Genomic DNA, 25610 nt, shown 5'->3' on the forward strand with positions numbered 1-25610 from the left:
GGTCAGGCGGTGGTGGAGGTGGTGGCCCGGTACCAGTCGGCGTACCGCCGCACGCCGTCCGCGAAGTTGGTCCGCGGCGACCAGCCCAGCAGTCGCTTGGCCTGCGCGGAGGAGATCCGCCGCCCCGCGTAGTCGGCCTTCCGGCCGCCGATGTGCTCGATGCTGACGGGCCCGAGCAGGTCGTCGACGGTGTCGGCGATGTCGCGCACCGACACGGCGGTGGAGCCCTCCAGGGCGAAGGTCTGGTCCTCGGCGGCGGGGGAGAGCGCGCGGACGTGGGCGTCGGCGAGGTCCTCCACGTAGACGAAGTTGCGGCTCTGCCGCCCGTCGCCGGCGATGGTGATGGGCCGGCCGGCCAGCGCGGCCTGGACGAACCGGGCGACGACCAGCTCGTCGCGCATCCGGGGCCCGTACGGGATGCCGTAGCGCAGGATGGTGAAGTGCTGCCCGTACAGCTCCCGGTAACTGTGCACCAGCATCTCGGCGGCGAGCTTGGTGGCCACGTACAGGTGGCCGCTGTGCTCCAGCTCGATCGGCACGTGCTCGTCCAACTCCTGTTCCTCGCCGCCGAGTTGTTCGCCGGCGAGAGCTGCGCCGTAGACCCAGACGGTGCTCGCCAGGACGGTCCGGCTGAGTCCGCTGCGCCGGGCGGCCTCCAGGACGGCCTCGGTGCCGTCGATGTTGGTCCGCACGGCGCGGACCGGGTCGGCGGAGACCTGCTCGACGTCGGCCATCGCGGCGAGGTGGTAGACCACCTCGCTGCCCGCGAGGGCGGAGGTGAGGGCCTTGAGGTCGAGGACGTCGATCCGCGCGTGCTCGGCGTCGGGGTTGAGGTACTTGTCGGTGGTGTCCACCGCGAGGACGTCGTGGCCGGCCGCGATCAGGTGGTCCACGACGTGTGAGCCGATGAATCCGCAGCCTCCGGTGACGGCTATCCGCACGTTCTTGCTCCCTTCGCTCCGGCCGGTCGGCCGGTCAGCCGGCCAGTCGCCGGTGCACCGCGGAGACGGCCTCGATGACCTGCTCCGTCTCGTCCACGGTCATGTCGGAGTGCACGGGCAGGCAGACCTGCCGCGCGCAGACGTCCTCGGCCACCGGCAGCGGCCCGCGCCGGTACGGTGCGAGCACCGGCTGCAGGTGCAGCGGCAGGTCGTAGACCTCGCCGGACAGCCGCACGCCGTACTCCTCGGCCACCGCCCGCTTGAACGCCGCGCGGTCGGTGCCGCGCGGCAGCAGGGCCACGTACTTGTAGTAGTTGCTCCGGCAGCCGGGCGGTTCGAGCACCGGCTCCAGTCCGTCCAGCCCGGTCAGCGCCGCGTCGTAGCGGCGGGCCACGGCCCGGCGGGTCTCGATGAACTCCTTGAGCCGGCGCAGGTGCACCGCGCCGACCGCCGCGTGGAGTTCGCTCATCCGCCAGGAGTAGCCGAGCAGCACGTGGTGGTTGGTGGTGAAGGAGCCCTTGCCCTGGTCGCGGTAGATCCGGGCCTCGTCGCGCAGTTCCGGCGACTCGGTGAGGATCATGCCGCCCTCGCCGCTGGTGGTGACCTTGGTCGGGTAGAAGGAGAAGGCCCCGGCCAGCCCGAAGGTCCCGGCGGCGCGTCCGCCGACGCTGCTGCCGTGGGCGTGCGCGGCGTCCTCGATCAGCGGAATGCCGCGCCGGTCGCACAGCGCCCGCAGTTCGTCGACCCGCGGGGTGACCAGTCCGCCGATGTGCACCAGGACGACGGCGGCGGTCTCCGGGGTGAGGGCCGCCTCCAGGGTCTCGGGGGAGAGCGCCAGGGTGGCCGGGTCGACGTCGGCGAAGACCGGCCGCCCGCCCGCGTGGACCACCGCGCCGGCGGTCGCGTAGAAGGTGACGGCGGGCACGACCACGTCGCGGCCCCGGACGTCCACGGTGCGCAGGATCACCTCCAGGGCGGCGGTGCCGCTGCTCACCGCGACGGCGTGCGAGGCGCCGTGCTCGGTGGCGAAGGCCTGCTCGAAGCGCTCGGTCCACGGACCGAGGGTGAGGGCGCCGGTGGTGAGCATCTCGGCCACCGCCTCGGCGACGGCCGCGCGGTCGTTCTCGTCGAACACGATGCGGGCGGCTGGAACGCCCATGGGGCACCTCCGGCGGCGGGCTGCCTGAGCAGCACCGATCGGGTCGGATCCTCCCGAACCGCATGGAAACGGTCGGGTCAGGCACATCACGCTACTTCGACCGGCGGGGTCACTGCCCGCCGTCGCCGCCCGCACGGGTGACCCGATTGCTTCCGCCGCAGGCAGGAGGGCTACTCCGGACGTCCGGCGTGCGCTCCGCCGTTCGGGGGAGGGCCGTACTGCGTCCGCAGTACGCAGACGGCCTGCGCCTGGATGACGACGGAGCAGGGGTCGGCGATCAAGGATGGGTCACGCTGCGGCGGACCGCGCCCGAGGGGGCGGGCGGCCCGCCCGTGGCGCGCCCCACCGAGAATCCGCATCCGAAGGAGTCCGCTCTCCCGTGGCCACGTTCCTCTACCGCCTGGGCCGATGGGCCTTCGCCCGGCGCCGGCTGGTGACCTTGCTCTGGGTCGCCCTGCTGGCGGTCGGCGGAGTCCTCGCCGCCAAGGCGCCCGCCGCACCCGACGACGGCTTCGCGATGCCCGGCACGGAAGCGCAGAAGGCCTTCGACCTGATGAACGAGCGGTTCCCCGGCGGTCACGCCGACGGTGCCGCGGCCCGGCTGGTGTTCGTCGCGCCCTCCGGGCAGAAGATCACCGCCGAGCCCCACCAGCAGGCGGTGCAGCGGACGGTCGACGAGCTCGCCCACGCCGAGCAGGTCACCGGCGCGGTCAGCCCGTTCACGGCCGGCGCCGTCTCCAAGGACGGCACCACCGCGTACGCGACGGTCAGCTACTCGGTGAAGGCCGGCGAGCTGTCGAAGGGCGCCACCGCCGCGCTGGAGCAGGCCGCCCAGCACGGCCGGGACGCCGGGCTCACGGTCGAGGTCGGCGGCAACGCGCTGATGGCCAAGCCCGGCGCGGGCGGCAGCAGCGAGGCGATCGGCATGGCGCTGTCCGCCGTCGTCCTGGTGATCACCTTCGGCTCGCTGGTCGCGGCCGGTCTGCCGCTGCTCACGGCGGTCGTCGGGGTCGGCCTCGGCATGGCGCTGATCACCGCGCTCGGCAGCGCGCTGGGCCTGTCCGGCACCACCGGCACGCTCGCCATGATGCTCGGCCTCGCGGTCGGCATCGACTACGCCGTGTTCATCGTCTCCCGTTACCGGGCCGAACTCGGCGAGGGCCGGACGCCGCACGAGGCGGCCGGTCGGGCCGTCGGCACCGCCGGGTCCGCGGTGGTCTTCGCCGGCCTCACCGTGGTGATCGCCCTCGCCGGGCTGTCCGTGGTCGGCATCCCGATCCTGGCCAAGATGGGCATGGCGGCCGCCGGGACGGTCGTCATCGCCGTCCTGGTCGCCCTCACCCTGGTCCCCGCGCTGCTCGGCTTCCTCGGCCGCAAGGTGCTGCCGCGCAAGGTCCGCAAGGCCCGGGGCGACGCGGCTCCGGCGGCGGCGAAGGAGAACGGCGGCGCCCGGTGGGCCCGCTTGGTGCTGCGCCGCCCGCTCGCGGTGCTGCTCGGCGGCGTGATCGGCCTCGGCGTCCTCGCGGCCCCCGCCCTGGACCTGCGGCTCGGCCTGCCGGGTGACGAGGCCAAGCCCACCTCCACCACCCAGCGGCGCGCCTACGACCTGCTCTCCGAGGGCTTCGGCCCCGGTTTCAACGGCCCGCTGACCGTCCTGGTGGACGCCCACGGCGTCGCCGACCCCAAGGCCGCCGCCGAGTCGGTGTCCCGGAAGGTCGCCGCCCTGCCCGGCGTGGTCACCGTGACGCCGCCGATGTTCAACAAGGCGGGCGACACGGCCCTGCTCAACGCGGTACCGGCGACCGGCCCGAGCGAGGCCGCGACCAAGGACCTCGTGCACACCATCCGCGGCGACGCGGCCGGCCTGAGGTCGGCGACCGGGGCGACGGTCCTGGTCAGCGGTACCACGGCGATGAACATCGACGTCTCGCAGAAGCTCACGGACGCGCTGCTGCCCTACCTCGCGGTGGTGGTCGGCCTCGCCGTCCTGCTGCTGCTGGTGGTGTTCCGCTCGGTGCTCGTCCCGCTGAAGGCGGCGCTCGGCTTCCTGCTCTCGGTGGCCGCCGCGCTCGGCGCCGTGGTCGCGGTCTTCCAGTGGGGCTGGCTGGCCGACCTGATCGGCGTGGAGCAGACCGGTCCGGTGATGAGCATGATGCCGATCTTCATGATCGGTGTGGTCTTCGGGCTCGCCATGGACTACGAGGTGTTCCTGGTCACCCGGATCCGGGAAAGCTTCGTCCACGGCGAGCAGCCCCGCGAGGCGATCGTCACCGGCTTCCGGCACAACGCCCGGGTGGTCACCGCCGCGGCCTTCATCATGATCGCGGTCTTCGCGGGCTTCATCGGGATGAGCGAGCCGATGATCAAGATGATGGGCCTCGGCCTCGCCGCGGCCGTCGCCTTCGACGCCTTCGTGGTGCGGATGACCATCGTCCCGGCCGTCCTCGCCCTGCTCGGCCGCCGCGCCTGGTGGCTGCCGCGCCGGCTCGACCGGCTGATACCGGACGTGGACGTCGAAGGCAGCAAGCTGCAGACGCCCGCCCCCGAACCGGGCCCCGCCCGGGAGACGGTCAGCGTCTGACGCACGCCGTGGGCGGCCCGGCCCCGTCCGGCCCCGTCCGGTCCGCCCGGCCCCGTCCGGTCGCCCGGTCCGTCCCGATCGGCTCGGACACCGATTCGAGCCCCTACCGCTACCGTTGCTGTCGGGGGCCGTCGCTCGCGCGCAGGCCCCCGACGAGCCCCGGCACCCACCGGACGCGGCGCGGCACCCACCGGCGGAGCCCGGCGGGTGTGGCCGGGGCAACCCCGACCCGGAGAGCACGACCATGACCGACACCTGGCGGCACCGCCTGCGCCGCGACCACCCCCGGCTGCTCGATGCCGTCGGCGGAGCGGCTCTGTTCGCGGTCACCGGCCTCGGCGCCACCGTCGACCAGGGCGGCGGCCGCTTCACCCCGCCCGACCCGACCACCGGCGTGATCGCGCTGGTCTCCGCCGTCGCCGTGTTCGCCCACCGCCGCTTCCCCCGCGCGGTGGCCGCCGTCACCCTGCTCTGCACCATGCTGCTCGCCTGGTCGAGCCCCCGGCTCACACCGATGCTGGCCACCCCGCTGCTGCTCGCGCTCTACTTCCTCGCCGTCCGCACCGACCGGGCCACGGCGCTGCGCGCCTCGATCACCACCGCCGTCCTGCTCACCGGCATCACGCTGCTGTTCGGCCCCGGGGGTCCGATCGGCGAACGGATCGGAGTGCTGGCCTGGGCCCTGCTGCCCGGCGCCCTCGGCGACTCCATCCGCAACCGCCGCGCCCACCTCGCGGCCATCGAGGAGCGCGCCGAACGCGCCGAACGCACCCGCGAGGAAGAGGCCCGCCGCCGGGTCGCCGACGAGCGGATCCGGATCGCCCGCGACCTGCACGACGTGGTCGCCCACCACATCGCCCTGGCCAACGCCCAGGCGGGCATCGCCGTGCACCTCATGGACAGCCACCCCGTCCAGGCCCGCGAAGTGCTCAGCCACATCACGGACGCCACCGGCGCCGCCCTCCAGGAGCTGCGGGCCACCGTCGGCCTGCTGCGCCGGGCCGAGGAGCCGGCCCCGCTCGAACCCACGCCGGGCCTCGACCGGCTGCCCGAGCTGATCGGCTCCTTCGAGCGCGCCGGACTGCCGGTCCGGCTCACCGTCCGGGGCGAACCCCGCCCGCTGTCGCCCGGCGTCGACCTCACCGCCTTCCGGATCGTCCAGGAGTCGCTGACCAACGTGGCCAAGCACGCCCCTGGCGCCGACGCCGAGATCACCCTCGCCTACAGCGGCAGCCGGGTCGCGGTCACCGTCGCCAACGGCCGTCCGACCGCGACCGGGCGCCCGCACGCCGCGCTGCTGCCCGCGCCGGTCCCCGGGGAGAGCGGCTTCGGGCTGATCGGCATGCGCGAACGGGCGGGAGCGGTCGGCGGCCGGCTCAGCGCCGACCGGCAGGCCGACGGCGGGTACCTGGTCACCGCCGAACTGCCCCTGCGCACCGGCGCCCGCGACGACGGCCAGGACGACATCGGCTCGGCCCAACCCGGCTCGGCCCAACCCGGCTCGGCCCAAGCTGGCTCGGCCCAAGCTGCCTCGGCCCGGGTCGGCCCGACCGGGGTCGGCCGGGGTCAGACCGGCCGCGGCCGCACCGGGTGTGGACAAACGGTCGGAATTCCGGCGGTCCGCCGACAAGATCACGCCGTTCGAGAGGACAGGGGCCACGCATGACCATCCGGGTGCTGCTCGCCGACGACCAGGCCCTGCTGCGCGGCGCCTTCCGCCTGCTGATCGACGCGGAGGAGGACATGGAGGTGGTCGGCGAGGCCGCCGACGGCCGGGAGGCCGTCGAACTGGCCCGCGCCACCAAGCCCGACATCGTGCTGATGGACATCCGGATGCCCGGCGCCGACGGCCTCGGTGCCACCGCAGAGATCTGCGGCGACGAGGAGCTGGCCGGCACCCGGGTGCTCATCCTCACCACGTTCGAGATCGACGAGTACGTCGCCCAGGCCCTGCGCGCGGGCGCCGGCGGCTTCCTCGGCAAGGGCGCCGACCCCAAGGAACTGCTGGCCGCCGTCCGCACCGTGGCGGCCGGCGACGCCCTGCTCTCACCGGCCGCGACCCGGGCCGTGATCGACCAGCTCCTGGCCCAGCCCGACCCGGGCGCCGCCGGTCCGCCGAGCGAGCGGCTCGCCGTCCTCACCGCCCGCGAGCGCGAGGTGATGTCGATGGCCGCGACGGGCCTCACCAACGAGGAGATCGCCGAGCGGATGGTCGTCAGCCCCTTCACCGTGCGCACCCATGTGCACCGGGCGATGGCCAAGCTCGACGCCCGGGACCGTGCCCAACTCGTCGCCATCGCCTACCAGTCCGGTCTCGTCCCGCCCGGCCGCCCGTCCTGACCTCGGTCGACCCGCGGTCCCGCCGGGTGGCCGCCGACGGCCACGGACCGGACCACGCGCCGCAGGTGGGCCGGGGGCTGGCTGAAGCGTCGTCACATTCCTTCGCGGGAAACGGGTCGCGCCCCGTGCTGGCCGAAAACGACCTCCGAACTGGTGTATCGGCGAGTAGTCTGCCGGTGACTCAGAATGAGGAGGATGTTCGTGGAAACCAAGGACACGGCCGGCGAGGTGCGGATTTTCCAGCCGTTGCCCGGGTGCCCGGCGGGCGGATCACAGGCGTTCGACTTCAAGCTCGCGCGTCTGCTCCGTCTGATCGGGGCCGAGGCCGCACCCGGCCCCGACTACCGGAGTGCGGCTCGATGGGAGGTCCACAAGGCGGTCGCCGGGCGGTCCGAGCTGCCCGAGGAGTACTTCGAGCCGCTGCTGGAGGCCGCGGTCCACGACCCCAACCCGAGCTTCAACCGGCGCTTCGTCGAGCCCGCCCTGCTCGCCTTCGGACAGCGCCGGGTCCGCCTCGCGCTGCTGGGTTACCTGCGCACCGGCACCAACCCGGAGCGGGCCGGTGCCGCGCGGGCGTGGTACTGGACGGCGCTCTCGGTCGGGGACGGCCGCAACGGCGCGGCGGCCGACGAGGGTTCGAGCGTCCGGGACACCTGGTACGAGACCGCGCTGCGCGAGTTCGTCGCCAACGACGACCTGGACGTCCGGCGCTGCATCCTCCCCGGCCTCCCGTTGGTGCCGCGCGCCTACCCGGCGGAGCTGCACGGTCTGATCGAGGCGGCGGTGGCGATCGCCCGCTCCCACCCCGACGAGTACATCCGGCACCGCGCCGAGATCCAGGTCGATCTCTGACCTCCGGGCGGCTCCGCTCCGGGTGCGCGCACCGCCTGCGTGCCCGGATCGGAATTCTCCTCCGGCCGTTCCCTTCGTCCACGATCCGGCGAATCGCGCGCGCCAACGGGCTTCCTCCGCCCGATGATTCATGGGTTTGTCGTCCGATCATGCCAATTCGGAACGGCCGCCGCGGAAACCGGCGCCCTGCCACCATGACGAGATGACCGAAGACATGCGCGCCTCGGCGACGACGGCCGCGTCCGTCCCCGTCGAACTCCTCGAACCCGCCGGCATCCGCCTGGTCGAAACCCCCGTGCCACCCCTCCCGGCGGCGGAGCGGGCCGCGGCGGACCGCGCCTGGGAGCGCGCCACCACGGCCAACCCCGGCCTCCACGACGGCCCGGCCGTCGCCTGCACCGGCCTCGCCGCCGACGGCCCCGACACGCTGGTCCTGCACTGGGCGCGGATCGGCTACCGCCGCTTCGCCCTGCGTCTCGTCCCGGGCGCCACCACCCGGGTCAGCTCCCTGTACGTCGCCGTCGTCCAGCCCTCCGACGACGGCCGGATCCTGATCGGCCGCTCGGCCGCCCCGACCGCCCACCCCGGCCGCTGGTGTCTGCCCGGCGGGTCCGCCGAACCGCCCCCGCCCGGCGAACCCCTCGACCCGTCCGCGCTGCGCCGGCACGCCGCCCGGGAACTCGCCGAGGAGACCGGCGTGTTCGCCTCGCCGGAGGAACTGACCCGCTGGCACCTCGTCCGCGGCGAACACGGCAACGTCGGGGTGCTGCACCTCGCCCCGGCCCGACCCGCCGCCGAACTCTGCGACTGCCACGAGGAATTGAGTGACGCCCACCGGTCACTCGGCACCCGGCCGGAGCTGGACCGGATCGCCCTGGTCGGCTCCCCGGCCGAGGCCGCCGCCCTCCCCGGGCCCCAGGCGGACCACCTCGCCCCGGTCCTGCGCCGCCTCCTCGCCGCGTCGTAGGGCCGTCGGACCCGGCCGGCTTCTCCGGGCCCCGCCGGGGGCGGCCGGCCCCCGGCCCGCCCCCGGTCCCCCTCCGGTGTCAGGGCTTGCGGGCCACCGCGCCGTACATGCTCACGCGGTCGGCGCCCGGGGCGGGGGCGGTGTCGGGCCGCCAGAGGGGCACGGTGACCACGCCGGGATCGAGCAGGTCCAGGCCGTCGAAGAAGGCGCGCACCTCGGCCCGGCTGCGGCCGACGAGCGGGGCGGTGGCCTTGTCGTACACGCCGGTGACCCGATCGCGGACCTCGGCCGGGATGAAGTCGGCGGTGCCGTGCGAGAGGACCAGGTGACTGCCGGAGGGCAGGGCGTCCAGCAGGGTGGCGACCACCCGGTACGGCTGGTCCTCGTCGCGCAGGAAGTGCAGGACGGCCGCGAGGACCAGTGCGACCGGGCGGGAGAAGTCGAGCAGTTCCGCGGCGCGGACGGCGTCCAGCAGCTGCGCGGGTCGGCGCAGGTCGGCCTGGATGACGGTGGTGCGGCCGCGGCCCGCGCCGGCCATCAGGGCGCGGGCGTGGCTGAGCACGATCGGGTCGTTGTCGACGTAGACGACCCGGGCGCCCGGGTCGGCCGCCTGCGCGATCTCGTGGGTGTTGCCGGCGGTGGGGATGCCGGTGCCGATGTCGAGGAACTGGTCGATGCCGAGGCCGGCGACCCGGCTCACGGCACGGGTCAGGAAGCCCCGGTTGGCGCGGGCGGTGGAGCGGAACTCGGGGTTGGCGGCGAGCGCCTTCTCGGCGGCGGCCCGGTCGGCGGGGAAGTTGTCCTTCCCGCCGAGGTAGTAGTCGTACATCCGGGCCGGGTGGGGGACGTCGGGCCGCAGGTCGGCCGCGGTCACGGCTCCGCCGGGCTCCCACATGGACTCGTATGGCACGCCTGCCGCCCCTTCGCCCGGTGAACTCTGCCGGTAAAAGTCTGATGATCTACATACGGCCTTGCTGGCGGACAGCCTAAAGCCCAGGTCACGGCCTCGGTGCCGGTTGGCCGGGTCGCCCCCGTATGTCCCTTTCGCGGACCTGCGTGGACCGCGGAACGGCCGTGCGTGCCAACGGCTCGCCGTGCGCTCCCGGCCGTCCCGGCGCAGGATGGGGGATCGGGGCGATCGAGCATCCGGCGACGGGAGGTCCGGGTCGTGGGAATCGCAATGGCAGACATCCGCGAGTGGCGCGGCCACGCCGTGGTCGACGACAAGAGCCACCGGATCGGCGCGCTGGAGTCCGTCTACGTCGAGACGGCCAGTGACGAGCCGTTCTTCGCCACCGTCACGGTCGGCTGGGCCGGCAACCGCCGCCTGGTGTTCGTCCCGCTGGAGGGGGCCGTGGCCGGGCCGGACTACGTCCGGGTGGCGTACCCGAAGAACCACGTCAAGCAGGCCCCCTCGATCGGGACGGACGACGTCCTGCCCGCCGAGGACGAGCCGGCCGTGTTCGCGCACTACGAGCTTCCGTACGCGACGGGTGCCGGTGGCGAGCGGCGGCTGGCGCGCCGCTGAAGGCCGGCCTGGAGCGACGGTCGGTCCCTTTCCGTCGGCAGCCGGGGGAGAGGCGGGCCTGGCACGCAGCCGGACGCGGAGTCGGTCGGGCGCGCCGATGAGCGGGGCCGGGCCGGGTAGCTGATCCTCGCTCCGGCCCTTGCCCTGGCCCGGTTGTCGCGGCGAGCAGCCCCGACCTGCTGCCCCCGGTCTGGGCCTGGGCTTCGGCCCGACGGCTCGGCCCGGTCCCAGGCCCTGACGTGCCGCCCACGGGCGGGACAGAGCCCGGTGATGACGTACCGGAGGGCCGCGACGGTTCACCCGTCGCGGCCTTCTTCGTGTGCCCGCTGAAGTTCCCGTGTCGCCCGACGCCCCGTCACGCGTCGTTCACGTCCCGGTCGCTGATTTTCGGATGAATGAGGCCGCCCGCAGTTGTACAGCCAACTGTGCCGGGGGCAGCCCGCACCTGCCCGCACAGCCGACCGCGGCGCACCCTCCCTCCCTGACTCCGTGACCAGCCGCACCCGATCCCGTGCGCCGTCCCCCGGCGGACCGGGCCCCGGGCGCGGCGGACAGGACAACCGTGGCCGCAGGCAGCGCCCTGACCATCACCTCATCCTCCGACCCCACCGAAGGCGACCGGCTCACCTTCCACTGGAGCACCGACGCACCCGACGCCAAGAACTGGGTCGGCATCTACGACGGCACCCGGCAGCCCGGCACCGGCTCGTCGCTGCTGTGGAAGTACACCCCGGGCACCTCCGGGGACGTCCAGCTGGACACCTCCGCGCTGACCGGCGGCCCGTTCACCGCCTACCTGCTCGCCAAGGACGGGTACGGCATCCTCGCCCGGAGCACCCCGTTCAGCTTCCGTCCCAAGCCGGCCGTCGTCCGCCCGCACGCCGCCGTGGACTCCTTCACCGCCACGCCCGTCGCCCCCGGCGCCGCCGTGACGGTCAGGCTCGGCGGCCTCTGGTCCCGCCCGGCCGGCAACCCGGCCGGCTCGGCCGCCTACCGCAAGGTCAGCGGCCCGGCCTGGGCCTCCGTCAGCGCCGACGGCACGCTCAGCGGCACCGCCCCGGCCGCCGCCGGCAAGGGCCCCGAGGTGGTCGTGGTCGGCGTCAAGGACAGTGCGGGCGCCACCGACACCGTCACGGTGCTGGTCCCCGTCGTCGATCCCGCCGCGCCGCCGCGCCTCAAGGCCGCGAGCTGGAACCTGCACGACGCCGGCGCCGCCCACGCCGACGCGCTGGAGAAGCAGCTCCGGGTGGTCCTCGCGCAGGGGCTGGACGTGCTGGCCTTGCAGGAGACCGCGGGGGAGCGTGCCAGCACCCTGGCCGACGCCCTCGGCTGGTACGCCCACCAGAGCCCGGGCAGCGTCGGCATCCTCAGCCGCTACCCGCTCACCGACGTCACCGACGTCACCGCGCCGACCGCCGACCTGCCGGCCGTCGCGGCGACCGTGCAGCTGCCCGGTGGCCGTGCCGTCCGCTTCTGGGCCGCCCACCTGGACGAGACGGGCTACGGCCCGTACGCCGTCCAGGACGGCAGCACCGCCGCCCGGGTCGTGGCCGCCGAGAACGGCTCGCTGCGGCTGAAGCAGGCCAGGGCGCTGGCCGACGCCGTGCGCGCGGACCTCGCCCGGCAGCTCCCGGTCGTGGTGGGCGGGGCGCTGTCCTCGCCCTCCCACCTGGACTGGACGGCCGCCACCGCGCCCGCGCACGGCGGGGTCGGACCGCTGGAGTGGCCGGTCACCGTGGCCCTGCAGGCCGCCGGACTGACCGACGCCTTCCGCGAGGAGAACCGCGACCCGGCCAAGGCTCCGGGCTGCACCTGGTCGCCCACCCGCAGGAAGCGCGGCGACCGGCCCGAGCCGCAGGACCGGATCGACTACGTCCAGTACGCCGGAGCGCTGAAGCTGGTCGAGGCGCACACCCTGGTGGCCGACTGGCCGCAGCCCGAGCCGAACGCGGCCGCCAACGAGTGGCCCTCCGACACCGCCGCCGCCGTCGCCACCTTCCAGCTCTGAGAGGCCAGTTCGTGATGCCCGAGCTCTCCCGCCGTACCTTCGTCGGCGCCACCGCGGCGGTCGGCGCCACCGCCCTGACCGGTCTGGGTGCCACCCCGGCCGAGGCCGCGCCCGCCCCCGCCGGGGACGACCGGCTCACCGGGACCATCAAGGACGTCAAGCACGTCGTCGTCCTGATGCAGGAGAACCGTTCCTTCGACCACTACTTCGGCACCCTGGCCGGGGTCCGCGGCTTCGGCGACAAGCAGGCGCTCCAGTTCCCCGACGGGACGGACGTGTTCCGCCAGCCCGACAGCCGGCGCAGCGACGGCGGCGTGATGCTGCCGTACCGGATGGACACCGCCAAGTACAACGCGCAGAACGCCGGCGGCCTCGCCCACGACTGGGCGACCGGCCACCAGGCCATCAACAACGGCGCGATGAACAAGTGGATCGCCGCCAAGGGCGAGCGCACCATGGGCTACTTCACCCGGGAGGACATCCCCTACCAGTACGCCCTGGCCGACGCGTTCACCGTCTGCGACGCCTACTTCACCTCGCTGGCAGGCCCCACCGACCCCAACCGGCTCTACCTGTGGACCGGCACCGCCGGCCCCGGCCGCGACGGCACCACCGGCCCGTGGATCGACAACACCCCGGTCACCGACAACCCGGTGGCGGACTGGACCACCTACGCCGAGCGCCTCCAGGCGGCCGGTGTCACCTGGCGCGTCTACCACAACCCCAGCAAGGACGAGCGCACCGGCGACTACGACGACAACGCGCTCTCCTACTTCAAGCAGTTCCACGGCTTCCCGAAGGACGACCCGCGGTACATCAACGCGATGACCAGGTTCGATCCGGCCGACTTCGACCGCCACTGCAAGGACGGCACCCTGCCGACCGTCTCCTGGCTCGTCGCGCCCTACCTGTTCTGCGAGCACCCGGAGGCCGGCCCGGCCTACGGTGCGCACTGGGTCGACCAGGCGCTGCAGTCGCTGATGTCCAACCCGGACGTCTGGAAGCACACCGTCTTCCTGGTCATGTACGACGAGAACGACGGCTACTTCGACCACATGGTCCCGCCCACCCCGGAGCCCGGCACCCCCGAGGAGTTCGCCCAGGGGCGGGCCATCGGCCTCGGAAACCGCGTCCCGCTCTGGGTCATCTCGCCCTGGTCACGGGGCGGTTGGGTCAACTCGCAGGTGTTCGACCACACCTCGGTGCTGCGCTTCATGGAGCAGGTCACCGGCGTGGCCGAGCCCAACATCTCGGCCTGGCGCCGCGCCGTCTGCGGCGACCTCACCAGCTGCTTCGACTTCGCCGCGCCCGACCACTCGATCCCCCGGCTGCCCGACACCAAGGCCCTGATGGCCAAGGCCGACGCGGGCACCAAGCTGCCGGGCGTGGCGCTGCCGGCCGTCGGCGCCCAGTCGATGCCCGTCCAGGAGCGCGGCGACCGCCCGCACCGCCCGCTGCCGTACCAGCCGTGGGCCGACGTCGAGGTGGACCGCACGACCGGCAAGGTCACCTGCACGATGAGCAACGACGGTTCGGTGGCCTTCCCGTACGCCGTCTACCCGAACATCGTGCTCCCCTTCGCGGGCACCCCGTACACCGTGGCCCCCGGCGCCACCGCCCGGTACGTCTGGGACGCCGCCGCCACCCACGGCCGCTACGACTTCACCGTGCACGGTCCGGACGGCTTCGTCCGCCGCTTCGCCGGGACGGTCGTCCGGGACGGACAGGACGGCCAGAACGACATCGGTGTCCCGATCGTGACGGCCGACCTGCACGGCAACGGCAGGCTCACCCTCCAGCTGGTCAACGACGGCATGACCGACGTGGCCTTCACCGCCGCGCCCAACGACTTCGCGGGCAGCGCGCAGACCGTCCGGGTCAAGCCCGGCAAGCAGGTCGACCTGGCCTGGCCGCTGGACAAGCAGGGCCGCTACGACGTCATCGTGACCGCCCACACCGGTCAGCGCTTCGTCCGGCGCTACGCGGGCTGGGTGCACTGAGGCAGGCCCGACACCGCCCGGGCCACGGCCGGGGGCGCCGAACCGGTGACCCCCGGCCGTGGCTCGGACCGGCCGTCGGACCCCGCCGATACCGTCGGGCGCATGCAGAACATCAGCACCTTCCTCTGGTTCGACGACCAGGCCGAAGAGGCCGCCGCCTTCTACACCTCGCTGTTCCCCGACTCCCGCATCACGCGCGTCACCCGCTACGGCGAGGCCGGCCCCGGGGTGCCCGGCACGGTCATGACCGTCGACTTCGAACTCGCCGGCCGGGAGTACGTGGCCCTCAACGGCGGGCCCGAGTTCACCTTCACCGAGGCCGTCTCGCTGCAGGTGGAGTGCGACGACCAGCGCGAGGTCGACGAGCTCTGGGCCAAGCTCACCGCCGACGGCGGTCAGGAGGGGCCCTGCGGCTGGCTCAAGGACCGCTTCGGGCTCTCCTGGCAGATCACGCCGAAGGTCCTGCTCGACCTGGTCGGAGGCGAGGACCGGGCCAAGGCCGACCGCGTGATGGCGGCCATGCTGCGGATGCAGAAGCTGGACGTCCGGGCCCTGCTCGACGCGGCCGAGGGCTGAGGCCGTGGCCGCCCGCACCCACCGCAGCACCGTCTACCTGCGGGCCACCCCCGAGCGGGTCTGGCACGCGCTCACCAACGCCGACGAGTCCGGCCTCTACTGGGGGCACCGCAACGTCTCGACCTGGCTGCCCGGCGAGCCCTGGGAGCACCGGCGCACCGACGACTCCGGGATCGCCGACGTCGTCGGCACCGTCGAGACGGCCGACCGTCCGCACCGGCTGGTCACCACCTGGGCCGGTCCGGAGGAGCGGCGCCCGGGCGGGCCCAGCCGGGTCACCTTCGACCTCCGCGACTGGCGGGACCTCACCCGGCTCACCGTCACCCACGAGAACCTCGCCGACGAGGCCGAGCGGGCGGACGCCGAGCGGGGCTGGTCGGCGGTGCTCTCCAACCTGAAGACCTACCTGGAGACCGGCCACCCGCTCCCGCAGCAGCCCTGGCTGATGCCCTGACGCCCCGGTGCCCTGACGCCCCGGTGCCCCGATACCCCTGGGCCGTGGTGCCCCCGTGCGGCGGGGCACCGGATCAGCGCCCGGCCTCCGCCGCCGGGCGCCCCTTCCGTCCCCGCCCCCGACCCCGCCCCCGCTCGCCGCGCAGGAACCGGCGCACCCCGGCGAAGCGCGCGAAGCGCTCCCGGTTCTCCACCGAGGCCCGGTCCAGCTCCTCCATCAGCCGACGGCTGCGGTGCTCCAGGTCCAGCTCGTCCAGGATCCGGTCCACCTCGGCCAGCATCGAACCGTGCAGCTGCCAGGCCTCCGGGTGCTCCTGCACCCTGCGCAGCAGCACCTGGGCGACGTTCTCCCGGGAGGCCCAGGCCGCCGCCAGCTCGGAGGTGAGCCGGTCCTCCGCCTCCTCGGCGTTGCGGCTCACCTGGGTGGTCACCAGCACCGCGAAGCTCACCAGCGCGCCGCCGACGTGGTCCAGGAGTTCCTCCATCCCCACCGCGACCTCCGGCGGGAAGAGCCGTTCGCCGGGCGCGCGCCGCTTGGCCAGGTCGGTCATCGAGCGGGCCAGTACCCGGACCACGACGACGCAGATCTCCAGGGTGTCCAGCCCGGTGCGCAGCACCAGCCGGGACAGCAGCCCCTCGCTGATCCGCGGGTTGAACCGCAGGCTGTCCTCCGCCTGCCGCAGCGCCCCGTCCACCTCGGCGATGGCCTGGTCCAGTCGGCGGGCCTCGTGCAGCCGTTCGGCGGCCCGGGCGACGGGGGTGGGGCGGCCCAGCTCCTCGGAGATGTCGAGCAGCAGCTGGCGGGCCCGCCGGGCGAGGTCCTCGATCGACTCCCCGGCGGTGTCCACCCAGACCGGCGGCGCGAACAGCAGGTTGAACAGCAGGCCGACGGCGGCGCCGATGAGGGTCTCCAGCACGCGGTCCCAGGCCTGGGAGGTCAGCTTGGTGACGCCCAGGATCAGCATCGCGCTGATCGCGACCTCTTGGACGAACTCCTCCACCCGGACGAAGCGGCCGACGACCAGCGAGGCCAGGATGATCAGCCCGAGGCTCCACCAGGAGAGCCCGACCACGGCGCTGAAGCCGATCGCGATCAGCACGCCGACGACCACCGAGTTGACCCGGCGGATGCTGGTCTTGAGCGTCGAGTAGACGGTGACCTGGACGACGAGCAGCGCGGTCAGCGGCGCCGTCAGCGGGGCGGGCTCGCTGCTGAGCTGCGTCGCCACCGCGAAGGAGAGGGTGGCGGCGACGGTGGCCCGTACGGTCTGGACCACGAAGGGTTCTCGGGCGCTGCGGCGGATCAGGGCCGTGAGTGACTCCGGGAGAAGGGCCATGTCGGCCTTCTTTCCCCGAATCCGCTCCGCACACTGCGCCCGGGCCCGTCCGGCACCCGTACGAGCCCACCCGGGCGGCCGGTTGCCGCCGACCGCGGGGCTCAGGCCCGGGGGGCGCGGTGGAAGCGCAGCTTCCAGGGGGCCACGGCGGACTCGACCTGCACCGCCATGCTCATCTTCGAGGCGCCCTCGATCCGCTCCTCGAAGCGGATGGGCACCTCGCGGATCGTCATGCCCCGCTGGACGACCCGGTAGTTCATCTCGACCTGGAACGAGTAGCCGTTGCTCTGCACGCTCGGCAGGTCGATGGCGCGCAGGGTGCTCGCGCGCCAGGCCTTGAAGCCGGCGGTGGCGTCCCGGACGCCCAGGCCGAGGATGGTGTTGACGTAGAAGTTGGCCCAGGCGGAGAGGGCCTTGCGGTGCCAGGGCCACTCGGCGGCGGTCGAGCCGCCGGTGACGTAGCGGGAGCCGAGCACGACGGCGGTGTCGTCGGCGAGCAGGGTCCGCACCATCTCGGGTATGGCCGAGGACGGGTGCGAGAGGTCGGCGTCCATCTGGACCACGACGTCGGCGCCCTCGTCCAGGGCCCGGGACATCCCGGCCAGGTAGGCGCGGCCGAGGCCGTCCTTCTCGGTGCGGTGCAGCACGCCGACGGTGCCGCCGGAGTCCGCGGCGAGCTTGTCGGCGATCTCGCCGGTGCCGTCGGGCGAGTTGTCGTCGACCACCAGCAGGTGGAGGTCGGGCACCGGGAGCTCGGCGAGCAGGCCCGCGAGGACCGGGAGGTTCTCCCGCTCGTTGTAGGTGGGGACGACCACAACGACCTTGGGGGAGCCCTCGACCATGTTCTGTTTCCCTCGTGACCCTCGCCGGTCGGCAGCCGTGCCGCACCGGTCGGTTTGCCTGGACGACCTGCGCTGATTGGACCGTGCGAGTGTATCCGGGGTGCGCGGCCCCTCCCGCCCAGGGGCGTTTCCCCCGGGTTCCCCGGCCCTGAACCACCACCGGCGGCCGAGCGGTTGCTACGCCGTGCCGTAGACCGTGTCGAGGTTGTCCCGGGCCGGGTGGGTGCGGGCGGCCGGGCCCGCCGCGAAGGCGCGCAGGACGTTCTCGGTGACCTTGCGGACCATGTCCCCGGCCCGGAAGTCGATGCCGTGGTCGGCCTTGCCGCCGCCGGGGCCGGTGGCGTCCAGGGTCTCGACCCAGCGCATGGTGCCGGAGGCGAAGACCCCGGCGCCGCTGGGCACGGTGTAGTAGGCGGTGTCCGCGTGGGAGGGGCGGCCCTCGCAGACCACGGGGGAGTGGGCGATCACCTCGATCGGGCGCGGGGTGGGGAAGGCGGTGTTCACCCGGTCGTACTCCACACCGACCAGGTGCGGGAAGGACGCCCCGGCCGCGACGCCCGTCCCCTCGAAGGCCCAGTGCCCGGGGGAGGTCACCACGTACGGGGCGTCCACCGGGTAGCCGTCGTAGATCACGCCGAGCATCGAGCTCTCCGGGTCGGCGCCCGGGCCGGCCCGGAAGTCGGTGGTGGCGGGGGCACCGGCCCGGTACCCGGGGTCCTGCGCCCAGGCGTCCTTGTAGCAGACCACCGTGCGGTCCGGGCCGAGCTCGGTCGGCTCGAACCGGACCCGGCGGAAGCAGCAGTTGGCCCCCAGGATCGCCAGGTTGGTCCCCGCGTCGCGGGCCGCGACCACGTGGGCGCGTTGCTCGGGGGACCAGTACTCGTCGTGGCCCAGTGACACCACAGCGGCCGCGCCGGTCAGCAGGCCGGGCTCGCGGGCGACGTCGATGCCGGTGGTGTAGGAGAGCGGCAGTCCCAGCCGTTCGGCGAGGGCGATCAGCGGCGCCTCGTAGACCAGGAACAGCCCGGCGCCGTGGTCGTAGGCGTACGGCCGGTCGAAGACGACCTTCAGCGAACGGGTGGCCAGGCCGCCGGTCGGGCCGTTGTAGAGGCTGTACCCGCCCCACTCGTTGTAGGCCTGCCAGGTCGCCGGGGCGCTCATGACCACCGTCCTGCCGACGGTGACGGCCGAGCGGACGGTGAGCGGGACGTAGCGGCGGCCCGAGCCGTCCTCGGCGTCCAGGCGCAGCAGGTAGGCGCCCTCCGGCCAGCCGGCGGTGTCCACGGCGAGGGTGCGCTGCCAGCCGGTCAGCACGGTGCGGGTCGCCCCGTCCACGTGCGGTGCGGCCTGCCTGCCGCCGGGGACGTGCTCGCGGCGCCAGACCAGACGGGCGCGGGCACCGCCGTACCAGCCCATCCGGTACGCGGAGACGGTGAAGGCGGCGGCGGGGGTGGAGACGTGCAGGCCGAAGGGCTCGCCGGGCAGCACGCTGACCCGGTCGGCGAACCCCTCGATGGCGGAGTCCGGGCCGGGATCGGTGATCTCCCAGCCGGGCGTGCCGGGGAGGTCCCGCTCGCTCCGCAGGTCGGTCGGGGGCGTGGTCGTCGCCCCGGCGTGCCCGGCGGCCGGGTCGTCCGCGCCGTGGTCGCCGGGCCGGCCGCTCGCGGGGTGCGGGGCGGCGGCCGCGGTCTGGGGCCGGGGGCCGCAGGAGGTGGCGGCGGCCGCCATCAGGCCCAGGCCCAGGATTCCCCGCCGACTCGGTTCCGCCACCGCGGCCTCCCTGTGGTTCGCAGCTGTGCCGGCCGGACTGCCCCGGTCCGGCGCGTCAACCTCGCGTGTCAATGTGAGTGGACATCCTTCCCTCTTGTGAGGGGGGAGTGCGACCCAACGCGCCGGGGTCGCCGTGCGGCGCCCGGCCTCGGTCGCCACCCGGGAGGGCCGTACGGGCGCACCCTGGCGTGTCGGCGCGCGCGGTGGCCCGGCGGGCGCGTCCGGGTCACCTAGCCTGACCAGGCCCGCCGTCCGGCGGCCACAGGGCGCCCGGACCCGTACGCGGCCGGCCGAGTCGTGGACAGGGGTGTACGTGGTCTCGTCGGGTTCGGCCGCACCGGGGGTGTCCCGCCCGACCCGGGGTGAGCGGTTCCGGGCGTGGATGCTGGAAGGCCTGGCGGACATGGCCAAGCAGCACCCCGGTCCGCACGCGGAGGCACCGGCCGAGAAGGGCCAGCGCTGGTGGCGGGTGATGTGCCTGACCGGTCTGGACTACTTCTCGACGCTCGGCTACCAGCCCGGCATCGCCGCCCTCGCGGCCGGTCTGGTCTCGCCGATCGCCACCATCGTGCTGGTGATCGTCACCCTGCTCGGGGCGCTGCCGGTCTACCGGCGGGTCGCCCAGGAGAGCCCGCACGGACAGGGCTCGATCGCGATGCTGGAGCGGCTGCTGTCGTTCTGGCAGGGCAAGCTCTTCGTGCTGACCCTGCTCGGCTTCGCGGCCACCGACTTCATGATCACCATCACCCTGTCCGCCGCCGACGCCAGCGCGCACCTGGTGGAGAACCCGCACCTGCACAGCGCGCTGACCGGCAAGCAGGTCATGCTGACCCTGATCATGGTCGCGCTGCTCGGCGCGGTGTTCCTCAAGGGCTTCAGCGAGGCGATCGGGCTGGCCGTGGTGCTGGTCGCGGTCTACCTCGCCCTCAACGTCGTGGTGGTGGTCAACGGGTTCTGGCACGTGCTCAAGGCCCCGCACGTGTTCAGCGACTGGACCGACGCGCTCACGGCCGAGCACGGCAACGCGCTCGCCATGATCGGCGTCGCGCTGGTCGTCTTTCCCAAGCTCGCGCTCGGCCTCTCCGGCTTCGAGACCGGCGTCGCCGTGATGCCGCACATCGAGGGCGACCCGGAGGACACCGAGGAGAAGCCCACCGGCCGGATCCGCGGCACCCGCAAGCTGCTCACCACCGCCGCCGTGATCATGAGCTGCTTCCTGATCGCGACCAGCTTCATCACCACGCTGCTCATCCCGGCCGACGCCTTCAAGAAGGGCGGCGAGGCCAACGGACGGGCGCTGGCCTACCTCGCCCACGAGAACCTCGGCAGCACCTTCGGCAGCGTCTACGACCTGTCCACGATCGCCATCCTCTGGTTCGCCGGCGCCTCGGCGATGGCCGGGCTGCTCAACCTGATGCCGCGCTACCTGCCCCGGTACGGCATGGCGCCGCACTGGGCCCGGGCGGTGCGACCGACCGTCATCGTGCTGACCCTGATCGCCTTCCTGGTCACCTGGATCTTCGACGCCAACGTCGACGCCCAGGGCGGTGCGTACGCCACGGGCGTGCTGGTACTGATCAGCTCCGCGGCGATCGCCGTCACCATCGCCGCCCACAAGGCCGGCCAGGCGCGCTGGAGGGCCGGGTTCGCGGTGATCGCCGCCGTGTTCCTCTACACCACGGCGGTCAACATCGCCGAGCGGCCGGACGGCGTGAAGATCGGTGCCTGCTTCATCGCGGGCATCATGCTGGTCTCCTTCCTCTCCCGGCTCAAGCGGGCCTTCGAACTACGCGTCACCGACGTGGTGCTCGACGACGTCGCGGAGCGGTTCGTCCGGGACTACATGCACCGCCCGCTGCGGCTGATCGCCAACGAGCCGAACAGCCGCGACCTCGCCGAGTACCGCGACAAGATCCACCAGATCCGCCGGGACAACGACATCCCGGCCGAGGACGACCTGGTCTTCGTCGAGGTCACCGTGCTCGACCCGTCCGACTTCGAGGCCGAGCTGACGGTGCACGGCGAGGTGCTGCACGAGCGCTACCGGGTGCTGTCGCTGCAGAGCTCCAGCGTGCCGAACGCCCTGGCCGCCCTGCTGCTGCAGGTGCGGGACCTGACCGGGCAGCAGCCGCACATCTACTTCGAGTGGACCGAGGGGAACCCCTTCGCCCAGTTCCTGCGCTTCTTCCTGTTCGGACAGGGCGAGATCGCGCCGGTCACCCGCGAGGTGCTGCGCGAGGCCGAGCCGGACCGCACGCGCCGCCCGGCCGTGCACGTGGGCTGAGGGCCGGGCGCCCGGTCAGCGGGACGGGTGGGACCTGCTCCAGGCGGGCGCGACCAGGGCCACCAGGCCGACCGCGAAGGCGAGTTGCAGGATGTGACGGATCCAGTCGATGCCCGAGGTGTGGCGGACGCCGATCCAGCCGGAGACGGCGTTGCCGAGCCAGGCCCCGGCGGCGCCGAGCAGCATGGTCAGCCACCAGGGGATCGACTGCGGCCCGCGCAGGATCAGCTTGGCGAGCACGCCCAGCACGAAGCCGATGAGCAGAATCCACAGGAGCTGGAACATCGCAGTCCACCTTCCGGGCGGCACCGGCCGCGGCCGGTGCGCCCCATCGCCGAAGACGCGGTTCGTCCCATGATCGCCCGGATCGGCCGGACGGGCACGTCGGCGGACACCTCCGCAGGTCAGAGCCGTGACGGCGGGTCGCATCGGGTACGGAGGGGCGAGATCGCGCCGCCGGTCGGGCCGGAAATCCGCTGTCCGGCAGACCGGGGACGCCGATAGGAATGGGCCGTGACGCGGAGGTGCCGCGTCACCGAGAGGAGCCCACCCGTGATACGCCTCCGTGCCGCCGCCCTGACCGTCGGCTCTGTCGCCGCCGCCCTGACCCTGACCATGGGAACGGCCCAGGCCGCGCCCGGTGACACCAGCACCATGTGCTCCTCCTCGCTGACTCCGGGCGGCTACGTCGACGTCCAGTGGTGGAACAGCGGCGGCTGCGGCTCCGGGTTCACCCCGAACACCAAGAAGATCATGCAGCTCACCGGCTACCCGGTCGGCACCGTGGTCAACGCCTGCGCCTCCACCTGGCCCCCGGTCGGCTGGACCATCGTCAGCAGCTTCTACAGCGCGGGCTGTCAGTACTCCGCGGTGCCGAGCTTCGACAAGAACTCCTGGCAGCTGAAGCGCGTCTCCTGACGACGTCCGACGGTTCCCCACGGCGGTGCGGGCCTCGGCGGCTCCGCACCGCCTCAGCCGCTCCGCACCGCCTCGGCAGTGCGGCACCGCCTCAGCGGTCCCGCACCGCCGTGACGGCCTCGCGGACATCCCGGTCCGGATCGTCGGCGAGGCCGTCCAGCAGTTCCGCGGCGCCCGGGGTGGACCAGCCGGCGACGGCCCAGACCAGCTCCCCGCGCACCTTCGGGTCCGGGTGGGCGGCCAGGCGCGCCAGGGCGTCCACCGGGCCGCGGCGGCGCATCCCGAACCAGTGCAGGACGGACCACAGCTCGTCCGGGTCGCCGGGATCGCCCGCCGCCGCGAGCCGGGCGAGCAGGACCGGGACGGGCGGCGGCGGGCCGTCCAGCGGGTGCGGACGGCGCTCCCGCAGCCGGCGGCTGCCGTACTCGCCGCGGATCCGGCAGCCGAAGCAGGTGCACGGCCGGGTGCCGTGGGCGTTCGGGAGGTAGCGCCAGCCGGCGACCTGCGGCACCGCGCGGATCCGGTGCACCTCGCGGGCGGCGGCCGGGCGGGGCAGGAAGACCTCCCAGCCGCGCGGGTCGGGCAGCGCGCCGATCCGTCGCACCGCCTCGGCGGCGCGGACCCGCCGCTGGCCGCCGGTGGCGCGGTCGCGGTAGTGCCCGGCCAGCACCTCCTGCTCGTCGTCCAGCCGGACGTGCACCGCGACCAGTGCGCCCTTGGGCCCGAACCTGGCCAGCTCGCGCAGCCATTGGTGGGTCAGCGTGTACGAGGGCAGGACCGGGAAGCAGTAGAGCCCGCGCGCCCCGTCCTGGCCCCGGCTGTCGGCCCGGATCCCGGCGCGGCGGATGCGCGGCCCGTTGGCCGCGGCGGTCAGGTGCACGAACATCGCCATGGGGGGCGATGGTAGCGAGCGGGCGACGGGTGCTCCGAGTGGTTTTCCGGCGGCCCGCTCGGTGTGCGGCGCGCGATCAGCGCGGTCCGTCCCGGTGCGTGCGGCGCTCGATCAGGGCGGCCAGGCCGTCCAGGATGCGCTCCAGACCGAAGCCGAGGGCCTGGTCGCCCCCGCCGGGTTCGGCCATCGCGGCCGCGACGCCGGGGAAGCGGTCGGCGTGCCGCTGCACCACCGTGCCGAGGGCGACGAGGAATTCGGCCTCGGGGGAGCCGGCCGGTCCGGCCGCCCGGGACTGCTCGGCGATGCCGCGCACGTGCCCGGCGAGCAGGACGGCGGCGTCCATCCGCTCGGGGCCGGTCAGCCCGTGGCCGTCGAGCGCGGCCACCACCCGCTCCAGCCAGGAGAGTTCCTTCGGGCCCATGATGCGGGGGCCCACGGTGGCGTCCAGCAGCCACGGATGGCGCCGGAAGGACTCGGCCAAGTGCGCGGCCCAGGCGGACAGTTGCTCCCGCCAGTCGGCGCCGGCCGGCGGGGCGGGGGGCTCGTCGATCGCCGACTCGACCATCAGGGCGACCAGTTCGGCCTTGCCGGGGACGTAGCGGTAGAGCGACATCTTGGTGAAGTCGAGCAGCCCGGCCACCTTCTGCATCGAGACCGCGCCCAGGCCCTCGGCGTCGGCGACCTCGACCCCGGCCGCGGCGATCCGCTCCAGGCTGAGGGCCGGCTTCGGCCCCCGGCTCGGCTTGGCCGGCGGGCCCCAGAGCAGTCGCACCGTGTCGTTCGCCGCCTCGCTCATCGTCTGCTCCCGTCCGGGCTCCGCCCTGGTTCCGCATTCCGGCCCTGCTGCGGGGTTGCCCCGCGCGTCAACTGTGTCTACCGTACACAGCAGCAAACAGTGTCTGCCAGACACAGTTTCTCGATCCTCGGACGGAGTGGTCCCATGAGCACCAAGGTCCTGATCTCGGGCGCGAGCATCGCCGGCCCCGCCCTGGCCCACTGGCTGGGCCGGTACGGCTACGAGGTGACCGTGGTCGAACTGGCCCCGGCGCTGCGCGACGGCGGCCAGGCCGTCGACTTCCGCGGCCGCACCCACCTCACCGTGCTGCAGCGCATGGGCGTGCTGGACGAACTGCGCGCCCTCGGCACCGGCGGCACCCCGATGACCTTCGTCGACCCCGACGGGCGCCGACTGCTGCACCTGCCGGCCGAGTTCGCGGGCGGCGACGTGGAGGTCCCGCGCGGGGAACTCGCCCGACTGCTGCACCGGCACAGCCGCGCCCGCGCCGAGTACCTCTTCGGCGACTCGATCACCGCACTGGAGGAGACGCCGAGCGGCGTCCGGGTGGCCTTCCGCAACGCCGCGCCGCGCGAGTTCGACCTGGTGATCGGCGCCGACGGGCTGCACTCCAACGTTCGCCGGCTCGCCTTCGGACCGGAGCGGCGCTACGTCCGCCACCTCGGCTACTACGCGGCCACCTGGCAGCTGCCGAACGACCTCGGGCTGCCGGTGGGATCGGTCGGGCTGAACGTCCCCGGCCGGCTGATGTCCGTCGGTGCCGCCCACCGGGACCCGAGTCGGGCCGGTGCCTTCTGCCTCTTCGCCTCCCCCGAGCTGCGCTACGACCGCCACGACCCGGCGCAGCAGAAGGCACCGATCCGGTCGGCCTTCGCGGGCCTCGGGTGGCGGGTGCCGCGGCTGCTGGAGAGCCTGGACGCCGCGCCCGAGCTGTACTTCGACTCCATCAGCCGCTCCGACGTGCCCGCGTGGTCGAGCGGCCGGATCGCGCTGGTCGGCGACGCCGCCTGCGGCGCGACGATCGGCGGCATGGGCACCGGCACGGCGGTCGTGGCCGCGTACGTCCTGGCCGGGGAGCTGGCCCGGGCGGGCGGCGACCACCGGAGCGCCTTCGAGCGGTACGAGCGGCTGCTGCGCGGCTACGCCCGGGGCTGCCAGAAGGGCGGCGACCGGACCGGGCCGTTCCTGGCGCCGCGCACGGCGACCGGGCTGCGCCTGCGCAACGCGGTGCTGAACCGGCGCTGGGCGCTGGACCGGATGCTGGAGCTGGGCAAGCAGGTCAGCAGCGTCGAACTGCCGGACTACGAGGCGGAGTCGTCCGGCCGCGTCCGAGCGGCGGGATGAGCGGCGGGATGAGCGGCGGCGG

General features: G+C 73.9%; 22 protein-coding genes. 13 read left to right on the plus strand and 9 right to left on the minus strand.

Annotation, left to right across the window (positions count from 1 at the left end; translation table 11 throughout):
• Nucleotides 1-2: 2 nt before the first annotated feature.
• Together ACZ6Y7_RS06820 and ACZ6Y7_RS06825 are read right to left on the minus strand one after the other, a co-directional pair.
• Entirely contained in the window at nucleotides 3-941 is a 939-nt protein-coding gene (locus ACZ6Y7_RS06820; protein ID WP_465756762.1) for an NAD-dependent epimerase/dehydratase family protein, read from the minus strand.
• 34 nt (nucleotides 942-975) lie between these two features.
• Nucleotides 976-2100 (minus strand): DegT/DnrJ/EryC1/StrS family aminotransferase, encoded by a 1125-nt coding sequence (locus ACZ6Y7_RS06825; protein WP_465756763.1) that lies wholly within the window; start codon nucleotides 2098-2100, stop codon nucleotides 976-978.
• Between the two features lie 379 nt (nucleotides 2101-2479).
• Here ACZ6Y7_RS06825 and ACZ6Y7_RS06830 point away from each other — a divergent pair, with 379 nt between their 5' ends.
• The 5 genes from ACZ6Y7_RS06830 (at nucleotide 2480) to ACZ6Y7_RS06850 (ending at nucleotide 8840) form a co-directional block, all read left to right on the plus strand.
• Complete coding sequence (locus ACZ6Y7_RS06830; RefSeq protein ID WP_465756764.1) at nucleotides 2480-4681, plus strand: MMPL family transporter; 2202 nt, start codon at nucleotides 2480-2482, stop codon at nucleotides 4679-4681.
• Nucleotides 4682-4925: 244 nt separating this feature from the next.
• A complete protein-coding gene (locus tag ACZ6Y7_RS06835; protein WP_465756765.1) occupies nucleotides 4926-6347 on the plus strand; it encodes a sensor histidine kinase in 1422 nt (473 codons plus the stop codon).
• Nucleotides 6344-7021 (plus strand): response regulator transcription factor, encoded by a 678-nt coding sequence (locus ACZ6Y7_RS06840; RefSeq protein WP_402212411.1) that lies wholly within the window; start codon nucleotides 6344-6346, stop codon nucleotides 7019-7021. Before ACZ6Y7_RS06835 ends, ACZ6Y7_RS06840 begins: the two co-directional genes overlap by 4 nt.
• A 195-nt stretch (nucleotides 7022-7216) precedes the next feature.
• On the plus strand, nucleotides 7217-7873 hold the full coding sequence (locus ACZ6Y7_RS06845) for a hypothetical protein (RefSeq protein ID WP_465756766.1): 657 nt from the start codon (nucleotides 7217-7219) through the stop codon (nucleotides 7871-7873).
• A gap of 202 nt (nucleotides 7874-8075) precedes the next feature.
• Nucleotides 8076-8840 carry an NUDIX domain-containing protein gene (locus ACZ6Y7_RS06850; RefSeq protein ID WP_465756767.1) on the plus strand — a complete coding sequence of 255 codons (765 nt, stop codon included), beginning with the start codon at nucleotides 8076-8078 and terminating at the stop codon, nucleotides 8838-8840.
• Nucleotides 8841-8919: 79 nt separating this feature from the next.
• Here the strand turns inward: ACZ6Y7_RS06850 and ACZ6Y7_RS06855 are convergent, their stop codons facing one another.
• Complete coding sequence (locus ACZ6Y7_RS06855) at nucleotides 8920-9735, minus strand: SAM-dependent methyltransferase (protein WP_465757007.1); 816 nt, start codon at nucleotides 9733-9735, stop codon at nucleotides 8920-8922.
• Nucleotides 9736-10020: 285 nt separating this feature from the next.
• On the opposite strand from ACZ6Y7_RS06855, the gene ACZ6Y7_RS06860 reads away from it, so the two are divergent.
• The 5 genes from ACZ6Y7_RS06860 to ACZ6Y7_RS06880 all read left to right on the plus strand — a co-directional run bounded on the left by ACZ6Y7_RS06860 (nucleotide 10021) and on the right by ACZ6Y7_RS06880 (nucleotide 15406).
• The gene (locus ACZ6Y7_RS06860) at nucleotides 10021-10368 is read left to right on the plus strand and encodes a PRC-barrel domain-containing protein (protein ID WP_465756768.1); all 348 of its coding nucleotides are present in this window, start codon (nucleotides 10021-10023) and stop codon (nucleotides 10366-10368) included.
• A 562-nt stretch (nucleotides 10369-10930) separates the two neighbouring features.
• A complete protein-coding gene (locus tag ACZ6Y7_RS06865; protein ID WP_465756769.1) occupies nucleotides 10931-12376 on the plus strand; it encodes an endonuclease/exonuclease/phosphatase family protein in 1446 nt (481 codons plus the stop codon).
• Nucleotides 12377-12390: 14 nt separating this feature from the next.
• The gene (locus ACZ6Y7_RS06870; RefSeq protein WP_465756770.1) at nucleotides 12391-14376 is read left to right on the plus strand and encodes a phosphocholine-specific phospholipase C; all 1986 of its coding nucleotides are present in this window, start codon (nucleotides 12391-12393) and stop codon (nucleotides 14374-14376) included.
• Nucleotides 14377-14478: 102 nt separating this feature from the next.
• Nucleotides 14479-14952 (plus strand): VOC family protein, encoded by a 474-nt coding sequence (locus ACZ6Y7_RS06875; RefSeq protein ID WP_465756771.1) that lies wholly within the window; start codon nucleotides 14479-14481, stop codon nucleotides 14950-14952.
• A 4-nt stretch (nucleotides 14953-14956) separates the two neighbouring features.
• On the plus strand, nucleotides 14957-15406 hold the full coding sequence (locus tag ACZ6Y7_RS06880; RefSeq protein ID WP_465756772.1) for an SRPBCC family protein: 450 nt from the start codon (nucleotides 14957-14959) through the stop codon (nucleotides 15404-15406).
• A 73-nt stretch (nucleotides 15407-15479) separates the two neighbouring features.
• On the opposite strand, the gene ACZ6Y7_RS06885 is transcribed toward ACZ6Y7_RS06880, so the two are convergent.
• The 3 genes from ACZ6Y7_RS06885 to ACZ6Y7_RS06895 all read right to left on the minus strand — a co-directional run bounded on the left by ACZ6Y7_RS06885 (nucleotide 15480) and on the right by ACZ6Y7_RS06895 (nucleotide 19312).
• Nucleotides 15480-16742, minus strand: a complete 1263-nt coding sequence (locus ACZ6Y7_RS06885; protein ID WP_465756773.1) for an FUSC family protein — start codon at nucleotides 16740-16742, stop codon at nucleotides 15480-15482.
• A 101-nt stretch (nucleotides 16743-16843) separates the two neighbouring features.
• Complete coding sequence (locus tag ACZ6Y7_RS06890; protein WP_465756774.1) at nucleotides 16844-17584, minus strand: polyprenol monophosphomannose synthase; 741 nt, start codon at nucleotides 17582-17584, stop codon at nucleotides 16844-16846.
• Nucleotides 17585-17761: 177 nt separating this feature from the next.
• Nucleotides 17762-19312 carry a N,N-dimethylformamidase beta subunit family domain-containing protein gene (locus ACZ6Y7_RS06895; protein ID WP_465757008.1) on the minus strand — a complete coding sequence of 517 codons (1551 nt, stop codon included), beginning with the start codon at nucleotides 19310-19312 and terminating at the stop codon, nucleotides 17762-17764.
• A gap of 424 nt (nucleotides 19313-19736) precedes the next feature.
• On the opposite strand from ACZ6Y7_RS06895, the gene ACZ6Y7_RS06900 reads away from it, so the two are divergent.
• Nucleotides 19737-21638 carry an APC family permease gene (locus ACZ6Y7_RS06900; protein WP_465756775.1) on the plus strand — a complete coding sequence of 634 codons (1902 nt, stop codon included), beginning with the start codon at nucleotides 19737-19739 and terminating at the stop codon, nucleotides 21636-21638.
• Nucleotides 21639-21653: 15 nt separating this feature from the next.
• Here ACZ6Y7_RS06900 and ACZ6Y7_RS06905 read toward each other — a convergent pair whose 3' ends face one another.
• Entirely contained in the window at nucleotides 21654-21923 is a 270-nt protein-coding gene (locus ACZ6Y7_RS06905) for a GlsB/YeaQ/YmgE family stress response membrane protein (RefSeq protein ID WP_465756776.1), read from the minus strand.
• A gap of 267 nt (nucleotides 21924-22190) precedes the next feature.
• On the opposite strand from ACZ6Y7_RS06905, the gene ACZ6Y7_RS06910 reads away from it, so the two are divergent.
• A complete protein-coding gene (locus ACZ6Y7_RS06910) occupies nucleotides 22191-22556 on the plus strand; it encodes a hypothetical protein (RefSeq protein WP_465756777.1) in 366 nt (121 codons plus the stop codon).
• 91 nt (nucleotides 22557-22647) lie between these two features.
• Here the strand turns inward: ACZ6Y7_RS06910 and ACZ6Y7_RS06915 are convergent, their stop codons facing one another.
• Nucleotides 22648-23448, minus strand: coding sequence for a HEAT repeat domain-containing protein (locus ACZ6Y7_RS06915; protein WP_465756778.1), 801 nt, complete (start codon nucleotides 23446-23448; stop codon nucleotides 22648-22650).
• Nucleotides 23449-23524: 76 nt separating this feature from the next.
• Entirely contained in the window at nucleotides 23525-24244 is a 720-nt protein-coding gene (locus ACZ6Y7_RS06920; protein ID WP_465756779.1) for a TetR/AcrR family transcriptional regulator, read from the minus strand.
• Nucleotides 24245-24388: 144 nt separating this feature from the next.
• Between ACZ6Y7_RS06920 and ACZ6Y7_RS06925 the strand changes: the two genes are divergently transcribed.
• Nucleotides 24389-25588 (plus strand): FAD-dependent monooxygenase, encoded by a 1200-nt coding sequence (locus ACZ6Y7_RS06925; RefSeq protein ID WP_465756780.1) that lies wholly within the window; start codon nucleotides 24389-24391, stop codon nucleotides 25586-25588.
• The last annotated feature ends 22 nt before the right edge of the window (nucleotides 25589-25610 follow it).

Source organism: Kitasatospora sp. NPDC053308 (genome assembly GCF_055585785.1).

What these genes read in the sequence shown, in the direction of transcription:
- ACZ6Y7_RS06855 (WP_465757007.1), bottom strand. Translation starts at nt 9,735, where the DNA reads ATGTGGGAGCCCGGCGGAGCCGTGACCGCGGCCGACCTGCGGCCCGAC.
- ACZ6Y7_RS06840 (WP_402212411.1), top strand. Translation starts at nt 6,344, where the DNA reads ATGACCATCCGGGTGCTGCTCGCCGACGACCAGGCCCTGCTGCGCGGC.
- ACZ6Y7_RS06860 (WP_465756768.1), top strand. Translation starts at nt 10,021, where the DNA reads ATGGCAGACATCCGCGAGTGGCGCGGCCACGCCGTGGTCGACGACAAG.
- ACZ6Y7_RS06920 (WP_465756779.1), bottom strand. Translation starts at nt 24,244, where the DNA reads ATGAGCGAGGCGGCGAACGACACGGTGCGACTGCTCTGGGGCCCGCCG.
- ACZ6Y7_RS06825 (WP_465756763.1), bottom strand. Translation starts at nt 2,100, where the DNA reads ATGGGCGTTCCAGCCGCCCGCATCGTGTTCGACGAGAACGACCGCGCG.
- ACZ6Y7_RS06915 (WP_465756778.1), bottom strand. Translation starts at nt 23,448, where the DNA reads ATGGCGATGTTCGTGCACCTGACCGCCGCGGCCAACGGGCCGCGCATC.
- ACZ6Y7_RS06895 (WP_465757008.1), bottom strand. Translation starts at nt 19,312, where the DNA reads ATGGCGGCCGCCGCCACCTCCTGCGGCCCCCGGCCCCAGACCGCGGCC.
- ACZ6Y7_RS06905 (WP_465756776.1), bottom strand. Translation starts at nt 21,923, where the DNA reads ATGTTCCAGCTCCTGTGGATTCTGCTCATCGGCTTCGTGCTGGGCGTG.
- ACZ6Y7_RS06850 (WP_465756767.1), top strand. Translation starts at nt 8,076, where the DNA reads ATGACCGAAGACATGCGCGCCTCGGCGACGACGGCCGCGTCCGTCCCC.
- ACZ6Y7_RS06835 (WP_465756765.1), top strand. Translation starts at nt 4,926, where the DNA reads ATGACCGACACCTGGCGGCACCGCCTGCGCCGCGACCACCCCCGGCTG.
- ACZ6Y7_RS06845 (WP_465756766.1), top strand. Translation starts at nt 7,217, where the DNA reads ATGTTCGTGGAAACCAAGGACACGGCCGGCGAGGTGCGGATTTTCCAG.
- ACZ6Y7_RS06870 (WP_465756770.1), top strand. Translation starts at nt 12,391, where the DNA reads ATGCCCGAGCTCTCCCGCCGTACCTTCGTCGGCGCCACCGCGGCGGTC.
- ACZ6Y7_RS06885 (WP_465756773.1), bottom strand. Translation starts at nt 16,742, where the DNA reads ATGGCCCTTCTCCCGGAGTCACTCACGGCCCTGATCCGCCGCAGCGCC.
- ACZ6Y7_RS06875 (WP_465756771.1), top strand. Translation starts at nt 14,479, where the DNA reads ATGCAGAACATCAGCACCTTCCTCTGGTTCGACGACCAGGCCGAAGAG.
- ACZ6Y7_RS06890 (WP_465756774.1), bottom strand. Translation starts at nt 17,584, where the DNA reads ATGGTCGAGGGCTCCCCCAAGGTCGTTGTGGTCGTCCCCACCTACAAC.
- ACZ6Y7_RS06925 (WP_465756780.1), top strand. Translation starts at nt 24,389, where the DNA reads ATGAGCACCAAGGTCCTGATCTCGGGCGCGAGCATCGCCGGCCCCGCC.
- ACZ6Y7_RS06900 (WP_465756775.1), top strand. Translation starts at nt 19,737, where the DNA reads ATGCTGGAAGGCCTGGCGGACATGGCCAAGCAGCACCCCGGTCCGCAC.